The organism is Pseudomonas sp. B21_DOA (assembly GCA_030544685.1).
Taxonomy (GTDB): Bacteria; Pseudomonadota; Gammaproteobacteria; order Pseudomonadales; family Pseudomonadaceae; genus Aquipseudomonas; species Aquipseudomonas fluorescens_AO.
The window spans coordinates 4617304-4639243 of sequence record CP086683.1 but is presented as its reverse complement, the minus strand read 5'-3'; the positions used below and the strand labels follow the sequence as shown (position 1 = coordinate 4639243).

Genomic DNA, 21940 nt, shown 5'->3' with positions numbered 1-21940 from the left:
GTAAGCGCGTTCGTTCAAAGTCATCCATGAACCGAATGTCGAGATTCTTCGCGGTGATGTTGGGTGCATCAGTAGAGCGTCAAGCAGTCAGGCTGCGGTAACAACCCGACCAATCAGGCGGAAAGTCTCGTGCTAGAGAGGCCAGCCGTCGTGACCCTGTGGTCAGCGGGCGGCATTATACATAGGTAGCTGGCAATCTGCCGATGGTTCATATGCAACGATTCTCGTCCATTGGTCTAAAGGTCGCAGGGCGGCATCGGGCAAAGACTCGTTACGAATGCTGGAGTTTGGCGCTTTTCCCTTTGCTTTCAGGCTTGTACGAAACGAGATGTGCGCGGCGGCGGAACATAGGGTTTGCGTGTTGATACAACTGGGTTACGCTCGAAGCAAGCCAGGTGTTCAATCCAAACAATGGAGTTCAGCATGGGTTACAAGAAGATTCAGGTTCCAGCCGTCGGTGACAAAATCACTGTCAATGCAGACCATTCTCTCAATGTTCCTGATAACCCGATCATCCCCTTCATCGAAGGTGACGGTATTGGTGTCGACATCAGTCCGGTGATGATCAAGGTTGTCGATGCTGCTGTTGAAAAGGCCTACGGCGGCAAGCGCAAGATTTCCTGGATGGAAGTCTACGCCGGCGAAAAAGCCACTCAGGTTTATGACCAGGACACCTGGCTGCCGCAGGAAACCCTCGACGCAGTCAAGGATTACGTGGTTTCCATCAAAGGCCCGCTGACCACCCCGGTCGGTGGCGGCATCCGCTCGCTGAACGTGGCCCTGCGTCAGCAGCTCGACCTGTACGTCTGCCTGCGCCCGGTGCGCTGGTTCGAAGGCGTGCCGAGCCCGGTGAAAAAACCCGGCGACGTCGACATGACCATTTTCCGCGAGAACTCCGAAGACATTTACGCCGGTATCGAGTGGAAGGCCGGTTCGCCGGAAGCCACCAAGGTCATCAAATTCCTTAAAGAAGAAATGGGCGTCACCAAGATCCGTTTCGACGAAAATTGCGGCATCGGCGTCAAGCCGGTATCGCGCGAAGGGACCAAGCGTCTGGCGCGTAAAGCCCTGCAATACGTGGTCGACAATGATCGCGACTCGCTGACCATCGTGCACAAAGGCAACATCATGAAGTTCACCGAAGGTGCCTTCAAGGAATGGGCCTATGAAGTGGCGGCCGAAGAATTCGGCGCGACTCTGCTCGACGGCGGTCCGTGGATGCAGTTCAAAAACCCGAAAACCGGCAAGAACGTTGTGGTCAAGGACGCTATCGCCGACGCCATGCTCCAGCAGATCCTGCTGCGTCCGGCCGAATACGATGTGATCGCTACGCTCAACCTCAACGGTGACTATCTGTCCGATGCCCTGGCGGCAGAAGTCGGTGGTATCGGTATTGCGCCGGGCGCCAACCTCTCCGATACCGTGGCGATGTTCGAAGCGACCCACGGTACCGCGCCAAAATATGCCGGCAAGGACCAAGTCAACCCGGGCTCGCTGATTCTCTCGGCAGAGATGATGTTGCGTCATATGGGCTGGACCGAAGCGGCGGACCTGATCATCAAGGGCACCAACGGTGCGATCAGCGCGAAGACTGTTACTTATGATTTCGAGCGTTTGATGGATGGGGCCAAGCTGGTTTCGTCTTCGGGGTTCGGCGATGCGTTGATTTCGCATATGTAAAACGCGGACAACCAAAAAAACCGCCTGAATTTTCAGGCGGTTTTTTTGTGGCTGATGTTCAGGTGGAAATCAGTCAGCTCATCGCTTTGGCCGTGGCAGCGGCGGCCGCAGCAGCGGCGCCGACTGCACCGCCGACAGCCGGGTCGGGCGCTGCAATGACGACGTTGTGAATTTCGATTGCATGCAGGCCCTTTGGCCCTTGGATGATGTCAAATTTCACGGCTTGCCCGGCCTTAAGGGTCTTATATCCATCCATCTTGATCGCCGTGTAATGCGCAAACAGGTCTTCCGACTTGCCATCCTCAATGATGAAGCCGTACCCCTTGGCATTGTTGAACCATTTCACCTTGCCGACAGCCATGCTCAAATCCCTCTGCAACAGACTCCATCGCTGGAGTATCATCCACGACATCCGCAATCGAATTCGATAAAAGAATTGACTCCGCGGATCTTTTTACCCACTGTGGGCTCTATTGGTTGTAACACCGTTTTCCCGATAGTCAAGGTGACCGGGCAGTCGTAGTTGAAAACGTGTGCAACCGCCCCCACCACTGTATTCGCACAACTGACGAACCTTTTTTCCATGCATGCAATCAGCCAGATTCGACTAACATTCAATCAGGATCGCCCGCTTCTCCAAAAGGATCTTCCACAGGAGCACGACGACGATTCGGCAGGCGTTGCTGTTCAGGAAGCAAAGCCCGCGTTACAGGCGCCGCCGATGTACAAGGTGGTTTTGTTCAACGATGACTACACACCGATGGATTTCGTCGTCGAAGTGCTCGAGGTGTTTTTTAACCTGAATCGCGAGCTGGCGACCAAGGTCATGCTGGCCGTCCATACAGAAGGCCGGGCAGTATGTGGAGTGTTTACCCGCGACATCGCCGAGACAAAGGCCATGCAGGTCAACCAGTACGCCAGGGAAAGCCAGCATCCGCTACTCTGTGAAATCGAGAAGGACGGTTAATCGCCGACCACTTGGGTATGAGGTGAAGCTATGTTAAACCGCGAGCTCGAAGTCACCCTCAATCTAGCCTTCAAGGAGGCTCGTTCGAAGCGTCATGAATTCATGACCGTCGAACATCTCCTGCTGGCCCTATTGGATAATGAGGCTGCCGCCACCGTTTTGCGTGCCTGCGGCGCAAACCTCGACAAACTCAAGCATGATCTGCAGGAGTTCATCGACTCCACCACGCCATTGATCCCCGTGCATGACGAGGATCGCGAAACCCAGCCAACCCTGGGCTTCCAGCGTGTCCTGCAGCGTGCTGTTTTCCACGTACAGAGCTCGGGCAAGCGCGAAGTGACCGGCGCCAACGTGCTGGTCGCCATCTTCAGTGAGCAAGAGAGTCAGGCCGTGTTCCTGCTGAAACAGCAGAGCGTGGCGCGCATTGATGTCGTCAACTACATCGCCCACGGCATTTCGAAAGTGCCGGGGCATGGCGATCACTCTGAAGGTGAACAAGATATGCAGGACGACGAGGGCGGTGAGTCTTCTTCTTCAGGCAATCCTCTGGATGCTTATGCCAGCAACCTCAACGAACTTGCGCGCCAGGGTCGCATCGATCCGCTGGTCGGCCGTGAATCGGAAGTCGAGCGTGTCGCGCAGATTCTCGCGCGCCGGCGTAAGAACAATCCGCTGCTGGTCGGTGAAGCAGGCGTGGGTAAAACCGCGATTGCCGAAGGCCTGGCCAAGCGCATCGTCGACAATCAGGTGCCGGATCTGCTGGCCAATGCGGTTGTTTATTCGCTCGATCTTGGCGCTCTGCTCGCGGGCACCAAGTATCGCGGTGATTTCGAGAAGCGCTTCAAGGCACTGCTCAATGAACTGAAAAAACGTCCGCAAGCGATCCTGTTCATCGACGAGATCCACACCATCATCGGTGCGGGCGCTGCGTCGGGTGGCGTGATGGATGCCTCCAACCTGCTCAAGCCGCTGCTGTCGTCTGGCGACATTCGCTGCATCGGTTCGACCACGTTCCAGGAATTCCGCGGCATCTTCGAGAAGGACCGCGCCTTGGCCCGTCGTTTCCAGAAGGTCGATGTCGTAGAGCCGTCGGTGGAAGACACCATCGGTATCCTGCGTGGCCTGAAAGGGCGCTTCGAGCAGCATCACAGCATCGAGTACAGCGATGAGTCATTGCGTGCCGCCGCCGAACTGGCGTCGCGCTATATCAATGACCGGCACATGCCGGACAAGGCTATCGACGTGATAGACGAGGCGGGCGCCTACCAGCGTCTGCAGCCGGTGGAGATGCGCGTCAAGCGTATCGATGTGCCACAGGTCGAAGACATCGTCGCGAAAATCGCGCGGATTCCCCAAAGCACGTCACCAGTTCCGACAAGGAGCTGCTGCGTAATCTGGAGCGTGACCTGAAGCTGACGGTATTTGGTCAGGACGCGGCAATCGATTCGCTGTCGACCGCGATCAAGCTGTCCCGGGCCGGGCTCAAGTCGCCGGACAAGCCGGTCGGTTCGTTCCTGTTCGCAGGGCCTACCGGTGTCGGTAAAACCGAGGCTGCGCGTCAGTTGGCCAAAGCGCTGGGTATTGAACTGGTGCGTTTCGACATGTCCGAGTACATGGAGCGTCATACCGTATCGCGTCTGATCGGTGCGCCTCCGGGTTATGTCGGTTTCGACCAGGGCGGTCTGTTGACCGAAGCGATCACCAAGCAGCCGCATTGCGTATTGCTGCTCGATGAGATCGAGAAGGCGCATCCGGAAGTCTTCAACCTGCTGCTGCAGGTCATGGACCACGGTACGCTGACCGATAACAATGGGCGCAAGGCGGACTTCCGCAACGTGATCGTGATCATGACCACCAACGCCGGTGCCGAAACGGCCGCGCGGGCTTCGATCGGTTTCACCCATCAGGATCACTCGTCTGATGCGATGGAAGTGATCAAGAAGAGTTTCACGCCGGAATTCCGCAACCGTCTGGACACCATTATCCAGTTTGGTCGCCTCAGCCATGAGGTCATCAAAAGCGTGGTGGACAAGTTCCTCACCGAGCTTCAGGCGCAGCTGGAAGACAAGCGCGTGTTGCTCGAAGTTACCGATGCGGCGCGCAGCTGGCTGGCGGCCGGGGGTTACGATTCGGCGATGGGCGCACGTCCGATGGCGCGTCTGATCCAGGACAAGATCAAGCGTCCGTTGGCGGAGGAGATTCTGTTTGGCGAACTGGCCGAGCATGGCGGTGTGGTGCACATCGACATCAAGGACGGGGAGTTGACGTTTGACTTCGAAACTACGGCAGAGATGGCCTGACGGCTGTGGAACAAGAGGGCGCCTTCGGGCGCCTTTTTGTTGCTCGTTGTTTAGTGGTTTTAGGTGTATATCCGTTGCTGCGGTTACGGCTGCTTAGGGTTTCGCCCTTACGGCGACTCACTTTTTTACAAACGCCTAAAAAAAGTAAGCAAAAAAACGCTTGCTCCTGCGTTCGGCCCTCGCAGGCTCGGGTTCCTTCGCTTCGGGCTCGATCCGGGCGCAGCGGCTCCGGTTTGCTTCGCTGCACCTCCTTCCGCTGTGTCTGGCTGCGCCAGACGGTCGCTGCGCTCCCACGCCCGGATCAATCCCTCCGCTCAGCCTCCCGAAGTCGCCCGTGGATCAAGATCAAAAGCAGGCGAGCTGACACTCGACCTCAGGGCGAATGCTCATTGTGTAGGAGCTGCCGAAGGCTGCGATCTTTTGATTTGCATGCTGTAAGCGCGAAACCGCCAGCCCCAAAACCTCAAAACCCAGACACAAAAACGCCCGGCATAACCCGGGCGTTCTGTATTGACTTGATTAACGAGCGCGGTAAGTGATCCGCCCTTTGCTCAAATCATAGGGCGTCAGCTCGACGCGCACTTTGTCACCGGTAAGAATACGAATGTAGTTCTTGCGCATCTTGCCGGAAATATGCGCGGTTACGACGTGCCCATTTTCCAACTCCACACGAAACATGGTGTTGGGCAGGGTGTCGACGACAGTGCCTTCCATTTCGAAGCTGTCTTCTTTCGACATGCAGTAAAGCCCTCGGTATCCAATGAATGGCCCGGTGCAACTGCGCCAGGCAAAAGCGGCGTGCATTGTGCCCGAAAAATGGTGTTTACGCCAAGGGGTTTAGGCCGCAGGTTCAGTTCAGGACGACCCAGCGCTGATTGATCAGCAATTCGATGGGCCGATATTGCGTCTTGTAGTTCATCTTTTTGCAGTTCTTGATCCAGTAACCCAGATACACCGCCTCAAGGCCCAGACGCTGGCTCTCGGCGATTTGCCAGAGGATCGCGTAACGACCGAGGCTGCGGCGTTCTTCGTTTGGTTCGTAGAAGGTGTACACCGCCGACAAACCGTTGGGCAGCAGATCGGTGACCGCCACCGCGAGCAACCGTCCGTCGAGTCGAAACTCGTAGAAGCGCGAGAAGGGCAGGTCACGCACCAGGAACGTCGAGAACTGGTCACGGCTCGGCGGGTACATGTCGCCGTCGGCGTGCCGCTGTTCGATGTAGCGCTGGTACAGGTCGAAATATTCTTCGCTGAATTGCGGCTTGACCGGCTGCACCTGCAGATCGGCGTTGCGCTTGAAGATACGCTTCTGCTGACGGTTGGGGATGAACTGAGCGGAAGGAATGCGCGCAGGCACGCACGCATTGCAATTCTGGCAATGCGGCCGGTACAGGTGATCGCCGCTGCGACGAAAGCCCATTTCCGACAGATCTGCGTAGACGTGCACATCCATGGGCTGACTCGGGTCGAGAAACAGCGTCGTGGCCTGCTCCTCGGGCAGATAACTGCAAGAGTGGGGCTGAGTGGCATAGAACTTCAATCGCGCCAACTCGGTCATGAATCAACCCTCGGGATAAGCTGGTGGATTAAGTGTAAGCCACCTGCGCAAAAGTCGCTCAGCAAACCCAGGTCGCCGAATTCGGTTGATCGAGATGGCGCTGCAGATAGTCGGCGAAGTCGCCGCGCGGAATTGACCGCGCACCGAGGCTGTGCAGGTGATCCGTCGGCATCTGGCAATCGATCAACACAAAACCGGCTGCTTTCAAATGCTGCACCAGCGTGGCGAAGCCGTATTTGGAAGCGTTGTCGGCGCGGCTGAACATCGACTCGCCGAAAAACAATTGGCCCATCGCCAGGCCGTACAGGCCGCCCACCAGTTGTCCATCGTCCCAGACCTCAACCGAATGAGCGAAGCCGCGCCGATGCAGTTCCATGTACGCATCCTGCATCGCCTCTGTGATCCAGGTGCCGTCGGCGTAGTCGCGAGGCGCGGCGCAGGCGCGGATGACGGCGTCGAAATCCTGATCGAAGGTCACTTGATAGCGTTGCTTGCGCAGCAGCTTGCCGAGGCTGCGCGAGACGTGCAGTTCGTCGGGAAACAGCACGGTGCGAGGGTCTGGCGACCACCAGAGAATGGGTTGGCCTTCGGAGAACCAGGGAAAGCAGCCATGGCGATAGGCCTGAATCAGGCGGTCGGCGGACAGATCGCCGCCGGCAGCGAGCAATCCGTTCGGCTCGCGCATGGCTTTTTCCAGGGGCGGAAAGGTCAGGGAATTACGTTGTAACCAAGTCAGCATGGCATCCGGGCTTGCAGAAGGGGAGGGCGGTCAGGGGAGCGTAAAGACCCCGTGGAAGAGTTTGCCGCGAAACGCCGTCAATGTCCTGCACCGATGTTTGATGGAGTGAGCATTGAGCTGCAACTTGATGTGTCGTCCGTGGTCGTAAGCGTCACCGTATCGATGCCTGTCCGCATTCCGTCCAGCGAATTCGGCCGGCCTCGCTACGTTCATCAAATACGCGTCATAAGCCTTTGTCACAAAAGACAATGCATGCTCCAATTGCGACGCAATTCGCATGCGTTTGGCTATGCTCAAGGCTCTGCTCTCAAGCATGGCGTCGGGCGCACAAACCCGTACAATGCCGGGTTGTGACGGGCTTTTCGCTGCGCACAGTGTTTATGGCTGTGTTTATAAAACCAGTGGCACAGTGTTAAAAGTAGTCTCAGTTGAGCTTTTCACCTTTTTTACCTGCCTGGATTGGGCAGTTTTTATCGTCATTCAATAGATGGACGCGCCTCGGGCGCAGGAAAAGAAGCGTTTTGAAGAAGACCACCGAAGCACCCAAAACAGTCGTTCCGCTCTGGCGCCAGCAACTGCACTACCGGCTCAAGGAAGGTGCATTGATCGCCATTGGCGCCTTGTGCCTGTTCCTGATGATGGCTTTGCTGACCTACGGCAAGGACGACCCCGGCTGGAGCCATAACAGCAAGATCGATGATGTGCAGAATTTTGGCGGTCCGGCCGGCTCGTACAGCGCCGATATCCTGTTCATGGTGCTCGGTTACTTCGCCTATATCTTTCCGTTGCTGCTGGCGGTCAAGGCGTACCAGATTTTCCGTCAACGCCATGAACCGTGGCAGTGGAGCGGCTGGCTGTTCTCCTGGCGCCTGATCGGTCTGGTGTTTTTGGTGCTTTCCGGTGCTGCGCTGGCGCACATTCATTTCCATGCCGCGACCGGTCTGCCCGCCGGCGCTGGCGGTGCCTTGGGCGAAAGCCTTGGCGATCTGGCGAAGAATGCGCTGAACATTCAGGGCAGCACGCTTCTGTTCATCGCGCTGTTCCTGTTCGGCCTCACCGTATTTACCGACTTGTCGTGGTTCAAGGTGATGGACGTCACCGGCAAGATCACCCTCGATCTGTTCGAACTGTTCCAGGGCGCGCTCAATCGCTGGTGGTCGGCGCGCACCGAGCGCAAGCAACTGGTGGCGCAACTGCGTGAAGTCGATGACCGCGTCCACGATGTGGTCGCACCGACTGTCACTGACAAGCGTGAACAGGCCAAGGTCAAGGAACGCCTGATCGAGCGCGAGCAAGCGCTGAGCAAGCACATGTCCGACCGCGAGAAACAGGTGCCGCCGGTGATCGCGCCGGCACCGGCGAAGGCGCCGGAGCCGAGCAAACGCGTGCAGAAAGAGAAGCAGGCGCCGTTATTCGTCGACAGCGCGGTGGAAGGCACCTTGCCGCCGATTTCGATTCTTGATCCTGCGGAAAAGAAACAGCTCAACTATTCGCCTGAATCCTTGGCAGCGGTCGGCCACTTGCTGGAAATCAAGCTCAAGGAGTTCGGCGTCGAAGTCACCGTGGATTCGATTCATCCGGGCCCGGTGATTACCCGTTACGAAATTCAGCCGGCTGCCGGCGTGAAGGTCAGCCGCATCGCCAACCTGGCCAAAGACCTGGCGCGTTCGCTGGCAGTGACGAGTGTGCGGGTGGTCGAGGTGATTCCGGGCAAGACCACTGTCGGTATCGAAATCCCCAACGAAGACCGTCAGATCGTGCGCTTCTCCGAGGTGCTGTCGACGCCTGAGTACGACAACTTCAAATCGCCGGTCACCCTGGCGCTCGGTCACGATATCGGCGGCAAGCCGGTCATCACCGACTTGGCGAAGATGCCGCACTTGCTGGTGGCCGGTACTACCGGTTCGGGTAAATCGGTGGGCGTGAACGCGATGATCCTGTCGATCCTGTTCAAGTCCGGCCCGGACGACGCCAAGCTGATCATGATCGACCCGAAAATGCTCGAACTGTCGATCTACGAGGGTATCCCGCACCTGCTCTGCCCGGTTGTGACCGACATGAAGGACGCGGCCAACGCCTTGCGCTGGAGCGTTGCCGAGATGGAGCGTCGCTACAAGCTGATGGCCAAGATGGGCGTGCGTAACCTGTCCGGCTTCAACGCCAAGGTCAAGGAAGCCCAGGAGGCCGGCGAACCGTTGAGCGATCCGCTGTACAAGCGTGAAAGCATTCACGACGAAGCGCCGCTGCTGCAGAAACTGCCGACCATCGTCGTGGTGGTCGACGAATTCGCCGACATGATGATGATCGTCGGTAAGAAGGTTGAAGAACTGATCGCCCGTATCGCCCAGAAGGCGCGTGCGGCGGGGATTCACTTGATCCTCGCGACCCAGCGCCCTTCGGTGGACGTGATCACCGGTCTGATCAAGGCCAACATCCCGACTCGGATGGCGTTCCAGGTGTCGAGCAAGATCGACTCGCGGACGATCATCGATCAGGGTGGCGCCGAGCAACTGCTCGGTCACGGTGACATGCTTTACATGCCGCCGGGCACCAGTCTGCCGATCCGCGTGCACGGCGCATTCGTCTCCGACGATGAGGTTCACCGCGTGGTCGAAGCGTGGAAGCTGCGCGGCGCGCCTGAATACAACGACGACATCCTCAACGGTGTCGAAGAGGCGGGCAGCGGCTTTGAAGGCAGCAGTGGTGGTGGCGACGGTGATGATCCGGAAGCCGACGCGCTGTATGACGAAGCGGTGCAGTTCGTCCTCGAAAGCCGTCGCGCGTCGATTTCCGCTGTTCAGCGCAAGCTGAAGATCGGTTACAACCGCGCTGCGCGGATGATCGAGGCGATGGAGATGGCCGGCGTCGTTACCTCAATGAACACCAACGGTTCGCGTGAAGTCCTGGCCCCGGGCCCGGTACGCGACTGATTCACAAGCAAGAGGCGGGACAATGACGTTCCGCCACTCTCCCACGAGTATTCAAGAGGACTCTCATGCGCCTTATCCGCATGCTGTTGCCAGTACTGGCGCTGACCACACTCACGGCCCACGCCGATGAAAAGGACGTGGCGCGTTTGACCCAATTGCTCGAAACATCGAAAACCCTGTCGGCCAACTTCTCGCAGTTGACCCTCGACGGCGGCGGCACCCAGTTGCAGGAAACCACCGGCAACATGACTCTGCAGCGTCCGGGCCTGTTCTACTGGCACACCAACGCGCCGGCCGAACAGACCATGGTCTCTGATGGCAAGAAAGTCACCCTGTGGGACCCGGACCTGGAGCAGGCCACCATCAAGAAACTCGATGAGCGTCTGACCCAAACCCCTGCGCTGCTGCTGTCCGGCGATGTCTCGAAGATCAGCCAGAGCTTCGATATCAGCGCGAAAGAGGCGGGCGGCGTGATCGACTTCACCCTCAAGCCAAAAACCAAGGACACCCTGTTCGACAATCTGCGCCTGTCGTTCCGCAACGGCCTGCTCAATGACATGCAACTGATTGACAGCGTCGGCCAGCGTACGAATATCCTGTTTACCGGGGTCAAGGCCAACGAAGCGGTGCCGGCGTCGAAATTCAAGTTCGACATTCCAAAGGGTGCCGACGTTATTCAGGAATAAACACCGGCCCTTTGTGGTGAGAGCCTGCTATTGAGGGGCTATTGTGGCGAGGGATTTATCCCCGTCCGGCTGCCGAGCAGTCGTCGCTTTTGGGGCCGCTTCGCAGCCCAACGGGGATAAATCCCCTCACCACAGGTTCTTCAGCAGATTTCAGAAAATCAGAGGTTTCAACGCTACGTGATGGATCTGTTTCGCAGTGCACCGATTGCCCAACCCTTGGCCGCGCGTCTGCGTGCGGCCAATCTGGATGAGTACGTCGGTCAGGAGCACGTGCTCGCTCGCGGCAAGCCTCTGCGCGAGGCGCTGGAGCAGGGCGCGCTGCATTCGATGATCTTCTGGGGGCCCCCGGGCGTGGGCAAGACCACTCTGGCGCGCTTGCTCGCGGAAGTCTCTGATGCGCACTTCGAAACGGTCTCGGCGGTGCTCGCCGGCGTCAAGGAAATCCGCCAGGCCGTCGAGATTGCCAAGCAGCAGGCCGGCCAGTACGGCAAACGCACGATCCTGTTTGTCGACGAAGTACACCGCTTCAACAAGTCGCAGCAGGACGCCTTTCTGCCATACGTTGAAGACGGCACGCTGATCTTCATCGGCGCCACCACCGAAAACCCATCTTTCGAACTCAACAACGCCTTGTTGTCACGTGCCCGTGTGTACGTGTTGAAAAGCCTCGACGAAGCGGCGCTGCGTAAACTGGTGCACCGCGCACTCACCGAAGAGCGCGGCCTGGGCAAGCGTAACCTGACCCTGAGCGATGAGGGTTTCCAGATGCTGCTGTCCGCCGCTGATGGCGATGGCCGGCGTCTGCTCAATCTGCTGGAGAACGCCTCCGATCTGGCTGAAGACAACAGCGAAATCGGCACCGAGCTGCTGCAAAGCCTGCTCGGCGATACCCGGCGACGTTTCGACAAGGGCGGCGAGGCGTTCTACGACCAGATCTCGGCGCTGCACAAATCGGTGCGCGGCTCCAACCCCGACGGCGCGCTGTACTGGTTTGCGCGGATGATCGACGGCGGCTGTGATCCGCTGTATCTGGCGCGGCGCGTGGTGCGCATGGCCAGCGAAGACATCGGCAACGCCGATCCGCGCGCGCTGAGCCTGTGCCTGGCCGCGTGGGAAGTGCAGGAGCGGCTCGGTAGCCCCGAGGGCGAATTGGCGGTCGCCCAGGCCATTACTTATCTGGCCTGCGCACCGAAGAGCAATGCGGTGTACATGGGCTTCAAAACTGCACTGCGCGCCGCTGCCGAAAACGGTTCGCTGGAAGTGCCGCTGCACCTGCGAAATGCTCCGACCAAGCTGATGAAACAATTGGGTTATGGCGACGAGTACCGCTACGCCCATGACGAGCCCGACGCCTATGCCGCCGGTGAAGACTATTTTCCGGAAGAACTCGAGCCGATTGCGTTCTATCAGCCAGTGCCCCGTGGCCTGGAGTTGAAGATCGGCGAGAAGCTCAATCACCTCGCACAACTCGATCGTCTGAGCCCTCGGCAGCGGAGAAAATAGTGGTCCCATTGATCCTTGCAGTGTCGGTCGGCGGTGTTGCCGGCACGTTGTTGCGCTTCGCCACGGGTAATTGGGTCAGCGCCAATTGGCCGCGGCACTTCTATACCGCGACGCTGGCCGTTAATATCGTGGGCTGCCTGTTGATCGGCGTGTTGTACGGCCTGTTTTTGATACGCCCGGAGGTGCCGATCGAGGTGCGTGCCGGGTTGATGGTCGGCTTCCTCGGGGGCTGACGACTTTTTCATCCTTTTCACTGGATACGGTGCGCCTGCTGGAAAGCGGGCAAGTGCTGCTGGCCCTTGGCTATGCGGCACTCAGCGTATTCGGCGGGCTGCTCGCCACGTGGGCCGGCCTGTCCCTGACCAAACTTTGATAACGAGAAACCGACATGCTCGATTCCAAACTGTTACGTAGCAACCTTCAGGACGTAGCGGACCGCCTGGCTTCCCGTGGCTTTGCCCTGGACACCGCGCGCATCGAAGCGCTGGAAGAACAGCGCAAGACCGTCCAGACCCGCACCGAAGCACTGCAGGCTGAGCGTAACGCGCGTTCCAAATCCATCGGCCAGGCCAAGCAGCGTGGCGAAGACATCGCGCCGTTGATGGCAGATGTCGAGCGCATGGCGGGCGAACTGAGCGCTGGCAAGGTCGAGCTGGACGCGATCCAGACCGAACTGGATTCGATCCTGCTCGGTATTCCCAACCTGCCGCATGAGTCGGTCCCGGTCGGCAAGGACGAAGACGACAACGTCGAGGTGCGTCGTTGGGGCACGCCGACCCAGTTCGATTTCGAGGTCAAAGACCACGTCGCCCTCGGCGAGAAGTTCGGCTGGCTGGATTTCGAAACTGCCGCCAAGCTGTCCGGTGCACGCTTCGCCTTGCTGCGGGGGCCGATCGCCCGCCTGCACCGCGCGCTGGCGCAGTTCATGATCAACCTGCACGTCAACGAGCATGGCTACGAAGAGGCTTACACCCCTTATCTGGTGCAGGCTCCGGCGCTGCAAGGCACTGGCCAGCTGCCGAAATTCGAGGAAGACCTGTTCAAGATCGCCCGCGAAGGCGAAGCCGATCTGTACCTGATCCCGACCGCCGAAGTGTCGCTGACCAACATCGTTGCCGGCGAGATCGTTGATTCCAAATCGCTGCCGATCAAGTTTGTTGCCCACACTCCATGCTTTCGCAGCGAAGCCGGTGCGTCGGGCCGCGATACGCGCGGCATGATTCGTCAGCACCAGTTCGACAAAGTCGAGATGGTCCAGATCGTCGAGCCGTCGCAATCGATGGAAGCGCTGGAAGGCCTGACCGCCAACGCCGAAAAAGTCCTGCAACTGCTCGGCCTGCCTTACCGCACCCTGGCACTGTGCACCGGTGACATGGGCTTCAGCGCGGTCAAGACCTACGACCTTGAAGTGTGGATTCCGAGCCAGGACAAGTACCGCGAAATTTCCTCGTGCTCCAACTGCGGCGACTTCCAGGCCCGTCGTATGCAGGCGCGTTTCCGCAACCCGGAAACCGGCAAGCCCGAGCTGGTGCACACCTTGAACGGTTCCGGCCTGGCGGTCGGTCGTACTCTGGTGGCAGTGCTGGAAAACTACCAGCAGGCCGACGGTTCGATTCGCGTGCCGGACGTGCTCAAGCCGTACATGGGTGGCCTTGAGGTCATCGGCTAAATGAAATATCTGCCGCTGTTTCACAACCTGCGCGGCAGTCGTGTGTTGGTTGTCGGTGGGGGAAATTGCCTTGCGCAAATCCCGCCTGCTGGCCGATGCCGGTGCGCTGCTGCGGGTGGTCGCACCTGAGATTGAAACGCAACTGGCTGAACTGGTCGCTGCCAGCGGCGGCGAATGCCTGCTGCGTGGTTACGCCGAAACGGATCTGGACGGTTGCGGGCTGATCATTGCCGCGACCGACGACGAAACGCTAAACGCGCAAGTCTCCACCGATGCCCACCGGCGTTGCGTGCCGGTCAATGTGGTGGATGCGCCGGCCTTGTGCAGCGTGATCTTCCCGGCAATCGTCGACCGCTCGCCGTTGATCATTGCAGTCTCCAGCGGCGGCGATGCGCCGGTATTGGCGCGCTTGATTCGCGCCAAGATCGAAACCTGGATTCCTTCGACTTACGGTCAGCTCGCCGGGCTCGCGGCGCGCTTCCGCCATCAGGTAAAAAACCTGTTTCCGGATGTGCAGCAGCGTCGCGGCTTCTGGGAAGACGTTTTCCAGGGCCCGATCGCTGATCGCCAACTGGCCGGGCAAGGCGCGCAAGCCGAGCGCCTGTTGCAGGCCAAGGTCGATGGCGAGCCCATGGTCACCACGGGCGAGGTTTATCTGGTCGGTGCCGGTCCGGGTGATCCGGATCTGTTGACCTTCCGCGCGCTGCGGCTGATGCAGCAAGCCGATGTGGTGCTCTATGACCGCTTGGTAGCGCCGGCGATTCTCGAATTGTGCCGTCGCGACGCTGAGCGGGTGTATGTCGGCAAGCGTCGCTCCGAACACGCCGTGCCGCAGGATCAGATCAACCAGCAACTGGTCGATCTGGCCAAGGCCGGCAAGCGCGTGGTGCGGTTGAAGGGCGGCGATCCGTTCATCTTCGGCCGCGGTGGCGAAGAGATCGAGGAACTGGCAGCCCACGGCATTCCGTTTCAGGTCGTGCCGGGCATCACGGCGGCCAGCGGTTGCGCGGCGTATGCCGGGATTCCGCTGACCCATCGTGATCACGCGCAATCCGTGCGGTTTGTCACTGGCCACTTGAAGGACGGTTCTACCGATCTGCCATGGGCCGACCTTGTCGCCCCGGCGCAGACGCTGGTGTTCTACATGGGCCTGGTCGGCCTGCCGATCATCTGCGAGCAGTTGATCAAGCATGGTCGTGCGGCGGATACCCCGGCGGCACTGATTCAGCAGGGCACCACGGTCAACCAGCGGGTCTTCACCGGCACTCTGGCCGACTTGCCGCGACTGGTGGCGGAGCATGAAGTGCATGCGCCAACACTGGTGATCGTTGGCGAGGCGGTGCAGCTGCGCGAAAAACTGGCGTGGTTCGAAGGGGCTCAGGCCCAGGTCTGAAACCGGGTCGCCTGCTTTGCGGGCAGGCGACCTCGGGTTTGCGTCACTCGGCAGACGGCGTGATGCGACAGCCCTTGCGGTTGCGGATCTGTTCGTCGGTTGGCCGTTCGCGGACGAATTCGAAGCGGGGTTCGCCTTCGTTGTAATGCACCAGCCAGCCCCATTCAAGTTCGCTTTCGTCCTGTCCAGGATTTGGTGGCCGGGCCCACCAGGGTTCTTTGCTGAGGATCTCGCGCATGGCAGCCTCCGGTTGTTGGCAATCCTTGAACTATAGCTTCCTGTCACGAGTCGTCAGAACAGGCTGTGTTGAATCGGCTCGATGATGACGAAAAAGGGGGCAGGGCAATGATTGATGGGGTGCGCAAGGATGAACCGTCGAAACGGCTGTTTTTCGCTTTGGATTGCCCGTCGGCGCAGCGCAAAGCCATCGCCCAGTGGCGTGCGGAACTGGGCCTGCGCAGCGGCAAGCCGGTACCGGCGGATAACTTTCATCTGACCTTGCTGTTCCTCGGGGCGGTGCCGCTGGCGCAGATCCACGGCGTTTGTGAAGCCGCAGGCAGTGTGCGTATTCCGGGCGAAGCGTTGCAGCTTGCGCTGGATCGATTGCAGGTCTGGCATCGCGCCGGTGTGTTGTCGCTGGCGCCCGAGCAGGCACCGCCGGCGTTGTTGCGCCTGGTCTACGCGCTGGAGCAGGCAATGTTGCCGTTCGGTTTTGACGAGCCCACTCATGAGTTTCGCCCGCACCTGACCTTGGCACGCGAATACCGCGCGCCAGAGCCAGAAGCGAGCACCCCGCCGGAGTTCTTTCTGCGCGCTGAACGCTTCGCCCTGTTCGAATCGCACAAGGGCCGCTATCGGGTTGTGCAGGACTGGCCGCTGGTCTGAACGGACAAAAAAGGCGCCCGAAGGCGCCTGCAAATTCACCCGAGCCGAGGGAGCCGGGTGAGGCCGTTCAGAGCAGGGGGCAGCGGTGGTAAGGCGCTGCGTGAACGGAAATTGTCAAAATCTGGCCGGCTAACACCGATCCACTGTGGGAGCGAGCAGGCTCGCTCCCACATTTTTGATCATCGGTGTTTTTATTTACCGAGCTTCACCCGCGTCCAGCCGCGCGTCATGATCCGCTGCGTGGCAATCGGCTGATCCGGCACCGCATACAAGGTTGCCATCACCGCTTGCGACGGATACGAGCCCGGTTCGTTACGAATCGCTTCGTCCACCAATGGCGTGGCCGCTGCGTTGGCGTTGCTGTAGCCGATGCTGTTGGTGACTTCGGCGATGATGTCCGGGCGCATCAGGAAGTCCATGAACAGGTAGGCGTTGTCGACGTTCGCCGCATCACGGGGGATGGCGACCATGTCGTAGAAACTGCCGGCGCCTTCCTTGGGAATGCTGTAGTCGATCACCACGTTGTTGCCCGATTCCACCGCGCGAGCCTTGGCCTGCAAGACGTCGCCGGAGTAACCGACGGCCACGCAGATGTTGCCGTTGGCCAGATCGGAGATGTACTTCGAGGAATGGAAATACGCCACGTACGGGCGGATTTTCATGAACAGCGCTTCGGCCTCGGCAATGTGCGCCTTGTCCTTGTCGTTCACCGGATAGCCCAGGTAGTGCAGGGCGGCCGGGAGCATCTCGGTCGGCGAATCGAGAAAACTGATGCCGCAGGCTTTGAGCTTTTCTGCGTTCTCCGGCTTGAACAGCAAGTCCCAGGAGTTGGTCGGGGCGTTGGCGCCGAGTACTTCCTTGACCTTGGCTGGATTGAAACCGATGCCGATCGAGCCCCACATGTACGGGAACGCGTGAGCGTTGTCGGGATCACTGGCAGAGGCGTTTTTCAGCAGCACCGGGTTGAGATTCTTCCAGTTCGGCAGCTTCGATTTGTCCAGCGGCTGATAGACGCCGGCCTTGATCTGTTTGGCCAGAAAACTGTTCGACGGCACGACAATGTCGTAACCGGATTTGCCGGCGAGCAGGCGCGCTTCCAGGGTTTCGTTACTGTCGAAGACGTCGTAGGTCACGCGAATGCCGGTTTCGTCTTCGAATTTTTTCACGGTTTCCGGCGCGATGTAATCGGACCAGTTGTAAACACGCAGCACCTTGTCGTTGGCCTGGGCGCCCATGACCATTGCGCCCATTAAGGACAGTGTCAGCAGAGTCCTGCCAAACATTTTCATCGGTACAACTCCCTTCTTCTTATTCAACAAAACAAAAGCTCGGTGCACTTGAACCTTGTGGCGAGGGATTTATCCCCGCTCGGCTGCGAAGCAGTCGCAAAACCTGAATACGGAGTCTTCAGGTAGAACTGCAGGGACCGCTTCGCAGCCCAACGGGGATAAATCCCTCGCCACAGTTGTTCATCGGTGTTGCTCAGGCAGTCGCCGCTGCTGGGTGTTGCCACGACTCGTTTGCGGTCTGATCCATCGCTTCTTGAATCGCCCGCTTGCGGTTGGCTTCCGCCTTGCGACCGAAATACCAGACCAGGAAGGTCACCAGCGACACTGCCAGCAGAATCAGGCTGGCCACGGCGTTGATCTCGGGTTTCACACCCAGGCGCACCGCCGAGAACACTTCCATCGGCAGGGTCGTCGAGCCCGGGCCGGAGACGAAGCTCGCCAGCACCAGATCATCCAGCGACAAGGCAAACGACATCATCCCACCCGCCGCCAGCGACGGCGCGATCATCGGAATGGTGATCAGGAAAAACACCTTGAACGGCTTCGCGCCCAGATCCATTGCCGCTTCTTCAATCGACAGATCCAGCTCCCGCAGGCGCGCGGAGACTACCACCGCGACATAAGCGGCACAAAAGGTGGTGTGGGCGATCCAGATGGTGACGATGCCGCGCTCCTGCGGCCAGCCGATCAGCTGCGCCATCGCCACGAACAGCAGCAACAGCGACAGACCGGTGATCACTTCCGGCATCACCAACGGCGCGGTCACCAGGCCACCAAACAGCGTGCGACCCTTGAAGCGCGTCACCCGCGTCAGGACGAAGGCGGCGAGGGTGCCCAGTGCCACAGCGGCAATCGCGGTGTAGCAGGCGATCTCCAGCGAGCGCAGCACCGAGCCCATCAGTTGCGTGTTGTCGAGCAGGCCGACATACCACTTGATCGACCAGCCGCCCCACACCGTCACCAGTTTCGAGGCGTTGAACGAGTAGATCACCAGAATCAGCATCGGCAGATAAATGAACATCAAGCCAAAGATCAGCATGAATCTGGAAAAGTTGAAGCGTTTCATCCCCGTGCCTCCATCTCTTTGGCCTGGCTGCGGTTGAACAGCAGAATCGGCACAATCAGGATCAACAGCATGACCACTGCCAGCGCGGACGCTACCGGCCAGTCGCGGTTATTGAAGAACTCTTGCCACAGCACGCGACCGATCATCAGCGTCTCCGGGCCACCCAGCAGTTCCGGGATCACGAATTCGCCAACTACCGGAATGAACACCAGCATGCAGCCGGCAATGATGCCGTTCTTGGCCAGTGGCACGGTGATCTTCCAGAAGTTGTTGAAGTTGCTTGAGCCCAGATCCTGCGCGGCTTCCAGCAGGCTGTTGTCATGCTTGACCAGGTTGGCGTAGAGCGGCAGCACCATGAACGGCAGATACGCGTAAACCACACCGATATAGACGGCAGTGTTGGTGTTGAGGATCTCGATCGGATGATCGGTGAGCCCGGTCCACATCAGGAACGCGTTGAGCAAACCGTTGTTGCTGAGGATGCCCATCCACGCATACACGCGGATCAGAATCGCCGTCCAGGTTGGCATCATGATCAACAGCAGCAGGACGTTTTGGGTTTCCTTGCCGGTCTTGGTGATCGCGTAGGCCATGGGGAAACCGATCACCAGGCACATCAGCGTGCTCAGTGCCGCGACCTTCAGCGAGCCAAGGTATGCGGACAGATACAGCTCGTCTTCACCGAGCAGCGTGTAGTTGCCGATGTTCAGCAGCAGCTGGAATTTCTGTTCGGCGAAGGTGTAGATCTCCGAGTACGGCGGGATCGACAGCGCGGCTTCCGAGAAGCTGATCTTCATCACCAGAAAGAACGGCAGCATGAAGAACAGGAACAGCCAGATGAACGGAATACCGATCACCAGTTTTCGTCCGCTGGGCACCAGGCGCAAGAATTGCTGATTGAAAGTTCTCATGAGCGCAGCACCACGCCGCTGTCGTCTTCCCACCAGACATAGACCTTGTCGTCCCAGGTCGGCCGCGCGCCACGGCGTTCGGCATTGGCCATGAACGACTGGACGATCTTGCCGCCGGGCAGCTCGACGTAGAACACCGAGTGGCCGCCGAGGTAGGCGATGTCGTGCACCTTGCCCTCGGACCAGTTGTAGCGGAATTCCGGTTGGGTGGTGCTGACGAGCATTTTTTCCGGGCGGATGGCGTAGGTGATCGACTTGTCCTGCACCGACGTGCTGACGCCGTGACCGACATAGATCTTCTGCTGCAAGTCCGGGCTGTGAATGATCGCGTGGCCTTCCAGGTCTTCCACCACGGTGCCGTCAAAGGCGTTCACGTTGCCGATGAATTCGCAGACCATGCGGCTGACCGGCGCTTCATAAATGTCCACCGGGCTGCCGATCTGCGCGATCCAGCCCAGGTGCATGATCGCGATGCGCTGGGCCATGGTCATGGCTTCTTCCTGATCGTGGGTCACCATCACGCAGGTCACGCCGACGCGCTCGATGATCTCCACCAGCTCAAGCTGCATCTGCGAGCGCAGCTTTTATCCAGCGCACCCATCGGCTCGTCGAGCAGCAACAGTTTCGGTCGTTTGGCCAACGAGCGGGCGAGGGCGACGCGCTGTCGCTGGCCGCCGGACAACTGGTGCGGGCGGCGCTTGGCGTATTGGGTCATGTGCACCAGACGCAGCATTTCTTCGACGCGGGCATCGATTTCGCTGGCGGGCAAACGGTCCTGCTTGAGGCCGAAGGCGATGTTCTGCGCCACGGTCATGTGCGGGAACAGCGCGTAGGACTGGAACATCATGTTGATCGGCCGCTCATAGGGCGGCATGTCGGTGATGTCCACGCCATCGAGCAGAATCCGCCCCTCGGTCGGCCGCTCGAAACCGGCGAGCATGCGCAGCAGCGTCGATTTGCCCGACCCGGAACCGCCCAGCAGCGCGAAAATCTCGCCCTGATGGATCTCCAGGGACACATCGTCCACGGCCACGGTTTCGTCGAACTTCTTGGTGACACGATCGACTTTCACCAGCACCTTTTTCGGTTGCTGATGACCTTCGAGTGCCTTGCGGTAAGTGCTGGAGGCGTTTGCCATGTGAAACTCCCAACAGGTTTCGTGTGCCTGGCCAACGTGGCCGGGCTTAAGTGGATTGCAAGCCTGCAGGTGCATTCCCAGTCGGATCACATCCTCTGTGGGAGCGAGCTTGCTCGCGAAGACGTCGTGTCAGCCGACATCGTTGTTACCTGACACACCGCTTTCGCGAGCAAGCTCGCTCCCACAGGGTTTTGCATTGATCTGAAGGTCTTGCTCCTGCCGTCCGGCTTGCTCGGCGCCGCCGTCCTGGCTGCCTGGGTCGTACTTGTTGTTATCACGGGTGTTGCGGTTCACGACTGACGGATGTGCAAACGCACACCCGCCAGCCGTGGGGGCAGTAAATCGTTATTTATTTGGCGATTGCGTCAGCGCTGACTGCGCTTCGCCGCCCGTTGCCGGCAAGCCTCGCCGAACGCCTGGAAAATCTTCAGGTAGTTCGGGTTGTCCAGCACCTGCCATTCCGGGTGCCATTGCACGCCTAGGGCGAAGGTCGGGCTGTGCTCGACCGAGATCGCTTCGATCAGGCCATCCGGCGCCACGGCTTCAGCGCGCAGGCCGGGAGCGAGGCGGTCGATGCCTTGGCTGTGAATCGAATTCACCTGAAATTCGTTGGGCAGCTCCAGCGCTTCGAACACACCGCCAGCGAGCGCGCTGACCGCATGGGCCGGTGCGTATTGCACGGCTACATCCGGGCTGTCGGCCTCGCGGTGATCGAGCATGCCGGGCAGCTCGTGCACCTTCTGATGCAGGCTGCCGCCGAAGGCCACGTTCATTTCCTGGAAGCCACGGCAGATGCCGAGCACCGGAACGCCGGCAGCGATGGCTGCCCGCAATAAAGGAAGGGTGGTGGCGTCGCGGGCTGGATCATGATCCGTGCCGGGCGCACTGGCCGGGCCTTGATAGTGGAAGGGCTCCACGTTAGACGGCGAGCCGGTCAGCAACAGACCGTCAAGCTGACCGAGCAGGTCATCGATTTCAGTCAGATTGCCGAGGGAAGGAATGACCACTGGCAACCCTTGGGCGCCAACGCTGACAGCACGTACGTACTTGTCGCCGCTGATGTGATAGGGGTGCAGGCCAATCTGTTTGACGCACGCAGTAACGCCGATCAATGGCTTGAATGCCATTTTTATTCACCTCGAAGTCTGTCACTTGAACGAGCTTTTCCGGAGCTTAGCCTCGTTGATTTTAATTAACAACTGCCATGTAAAAAATTCTAAACGCCG

15 protein-coding genes and 5 pseudogenes are annotated in these 21940 nt (G+C 59.3%); 10 read left to right on the top strand and 10 right to left on the bottom strand.

All coding sequences use genetic code 11. The annotated features are described in order from the left end of the window. Positions 1–423: 423 nt before the first annotated feature. Positions 424–1680 carry an NADP-dependent isocitrate dehydrogenase gene (gene icd / locus LJU32_21390; protein ID WKV88077.1) on the top strand — a complete coding sequence of 419 codons (1257 nt, stop codon included), beginning with the start codon at positions 424–426 and terminating at the stop codon, positions 1678–1680. Positions 1681–1867: 187 nt separating this feature from the next. Here the strand turns inward: icd and LJU32_21385 are convergent. Next, positions 1868–2041 (bottom strand): annotated as a pseudogene (locus tag LJU32_21385) (cold shock domain-containing protein). Positions 2042–2263: 222 nt separating this feature from the next. Here LJU32_21385 and clpS point away from each other — a divergent pair. After that, positions 2264–2647 carry an ATP-dependent Clp protease adapter ClpS gene (gene clpS, locus LJU32_21380; protein WKV88076.1) on the top strand — a complete coding sequence of 128 codons (384 nt, stop codon included), beginning with the start codon at positions 2264–2266 and terminating at the stop codon, positions 2645–2647. 30 nt (positions 2648–2677) lie between these two features. Beyond that, positions 2678–4947: pseudogene (gene clpA / locus LJU32_21375) on the top strand (ATP-dependent Clp protease ATP-binding subunit ClpA). A 519-nt stretch (positions 4948–5466) separates the two neighbouring features. Here the strand turns inward: clpA and infA are convergent. From infA to aat, 3 genes are all read right to left on the bottom strand, one after another. Next, the gene (gene infA, locus LJU32_21370) at positions 5467–5685 is read right to left on the bottom strand and encodes a translation initiation factor IF-1 (protein WKV88075.1); all 219 of its coding nucleotides are present in this window, start codon (positions 5683–5685) and stop codon (positions 5467–5469) included. Between the two features lie 112 nt (positions 5686–5797). Continuing rightward, on the bottom strand, positions 5798–6505 hold the full coding sequence (locus LJU32_21365) for an arginyltransferase (protein ID WKV88074.1): 708 nt from the start codon (positions 6503–6505) through the stop codon (positions 5798–5800). 58 nt (positions 6506–6563) lie between these two features. Then, complete coding sequence (aat, locus tag LJU32_21360; GenBank protein WKV88073.1) at positions 6564–7244, bottom strand: leucyl/phenylalanyl-tRNA--protein transferase; 681 nt, start codon at positions 7242–7244, stop codon at positions 6564–6566. Between the two features lie 521 nt (positions 7245–7765). On the opposite strand from aat, the gene ftsK reads away from it, so the two are divergent. The 6 genes and pseudogenes from ftsK to cysG all read left to right on the top strand — a co-directional run bounded on the left by ftsK (position 7766) and on the right by cysG (position 15425). Further along, on the top strand, positions 7766–10174 hold the full coding sequence (gene ftsK, locus LJU32_21355; protein WKV88072.1) for a DNA translocase FtsK: 2409 nt from the start codon (positions 7766–7768) through the stop codon (positions 10172–10174). A 65-nt stretch (positions 10175–10239) separates the two neighbouring features. Next, positions 10240–10860, top strand: a complete 621-nt coding sequence (lolA, locus tag LJU32_21350; GenBank protein ID WKV88071.1) for an outer membrane lipoprotein chaperone LolA — start codon at positions 10240–10242, stop codon at positions 10858–10860. Positions 10861–11040: 180 nt separating this feature from the next. Further along, on the top strand, positions 11041–12363 hold the full coding sequence (locus LJU32_21345) for a replication-associated recombination protein A (GenBank protein WKV88070.1): 1323 nt from the start codon (positions 11041–11043) through the stop codon (positions 12361–12363). Then, positions 12363–12736: pseudogene (gene crcB, locus LJU32_21340) on the top strand (fluoride efflux transporter CrcB). Before LJU32_21345 ends, crcB begins: the two are co-directional and overlap by 1 nt. 15 nt (positions 12737–12751) lie before the next feature. Beyond that, positions 12752–14032 (top strand): serine--tRNA ligase, encoded by a 1281-nt coding sequence (serS, locus tag LJU32_21335; protein ID WKV88069.1) that lies wholly within the window; start codon positions 12752–12754, stop codon positions 14030–14032. After that, positions 14033–15425 (top strand): annotated as a pseudogene (cysG, locus tag LJU32_21330) (siroheme synthase CysG). A gap of 43 nt (positions 15426–15468) precedes the next feature. Here cysG and LJU32_21325 read toward each other — a convergent pair. Further along, entirely contained in the window at positions 15469–15663 is a 195-nt protein-coding gene (locus tag LJU32_21325) for a hypothetical protein (GenBank protein ID WKV88068.1), read from the bottom strand. Between the two features lie 107 nt (positions 15664–15770). Between LJU32_21325 and thpR the strand changes: the two genes are divergently transcribed. Continuing rightward, positions 15771–16310, top strand: a complete 540-nt coding sequence (gene thpR, locus LJU32_21320; protein WKV88067.1) for an RNA 2',3'-cyclic phosphodiesterase — start codon at positions 15771–15773, stop codon at positions 16308–16310. Positions 16311–16501: 191 nt separating this feature from the next. Here thpR and LJU32_21315 read toward each other — a convergent pair whose 3' ends face one another. The 5 genes and pseudogenes from LJU32_21315 to LJU32_21295 form a co-directional block, all read right to left on the bottom strand. Continuing rightward, positions 16502–17599, bottom strand: a complete 1098-nt coding sequence (locus LJU32_21315; protein WKV88066.1) for a polyamine ABC transporter substrate-binding protein — start codon at positions 17597–17599, stop codon at positions 16502–16504. Between the two features lie 193 nt (positions 17600–17792). Further along, positions 17793–18665, bottom strand: coding sequence for an ABC transporter permease subunit (locus LJU32_21310; GenBank protein WKV88065.1), 873 nt, complete (start codon positions 18663–18665; stop codon positions 17793–17795). Then, a complete protein-coding gene (locus LJU32_21305) occupies positions 18662–19576 on the bottom strand; it encodes an ABC transporter permease subunit (GenBank protein WKV88064.1) in 915 nt (304 codons plus the stop codon). Before LJU32_21305 ends, LJU32_21310 begins: the two co-directional genes overlap by 4 nt. Next, positions 19573–20714: pseudogene (gene potA, locus LJU32_21300) on the bottom strand (polyamine ABC transporter ATP-binding protein). The gene LJU32_21305 and the pseudogene potA overlap by 4 nt, the downstream one beginning before the upstream one ends. Before the next feature lie 365 nt (positions 20715–21079). Further along, positions 21080–21841, bottom strand: coding sequence for a gamma-glutamyl-gamma-aminobutyrate hydrolase family protein (locus LJU32_21295; protein WKV88063.1), 762 nt, complete (start codon positions 21839–21841; stop codon positions 21080–21082). Positions 21842–21940 lie beyond the last annotated feature (99 nt).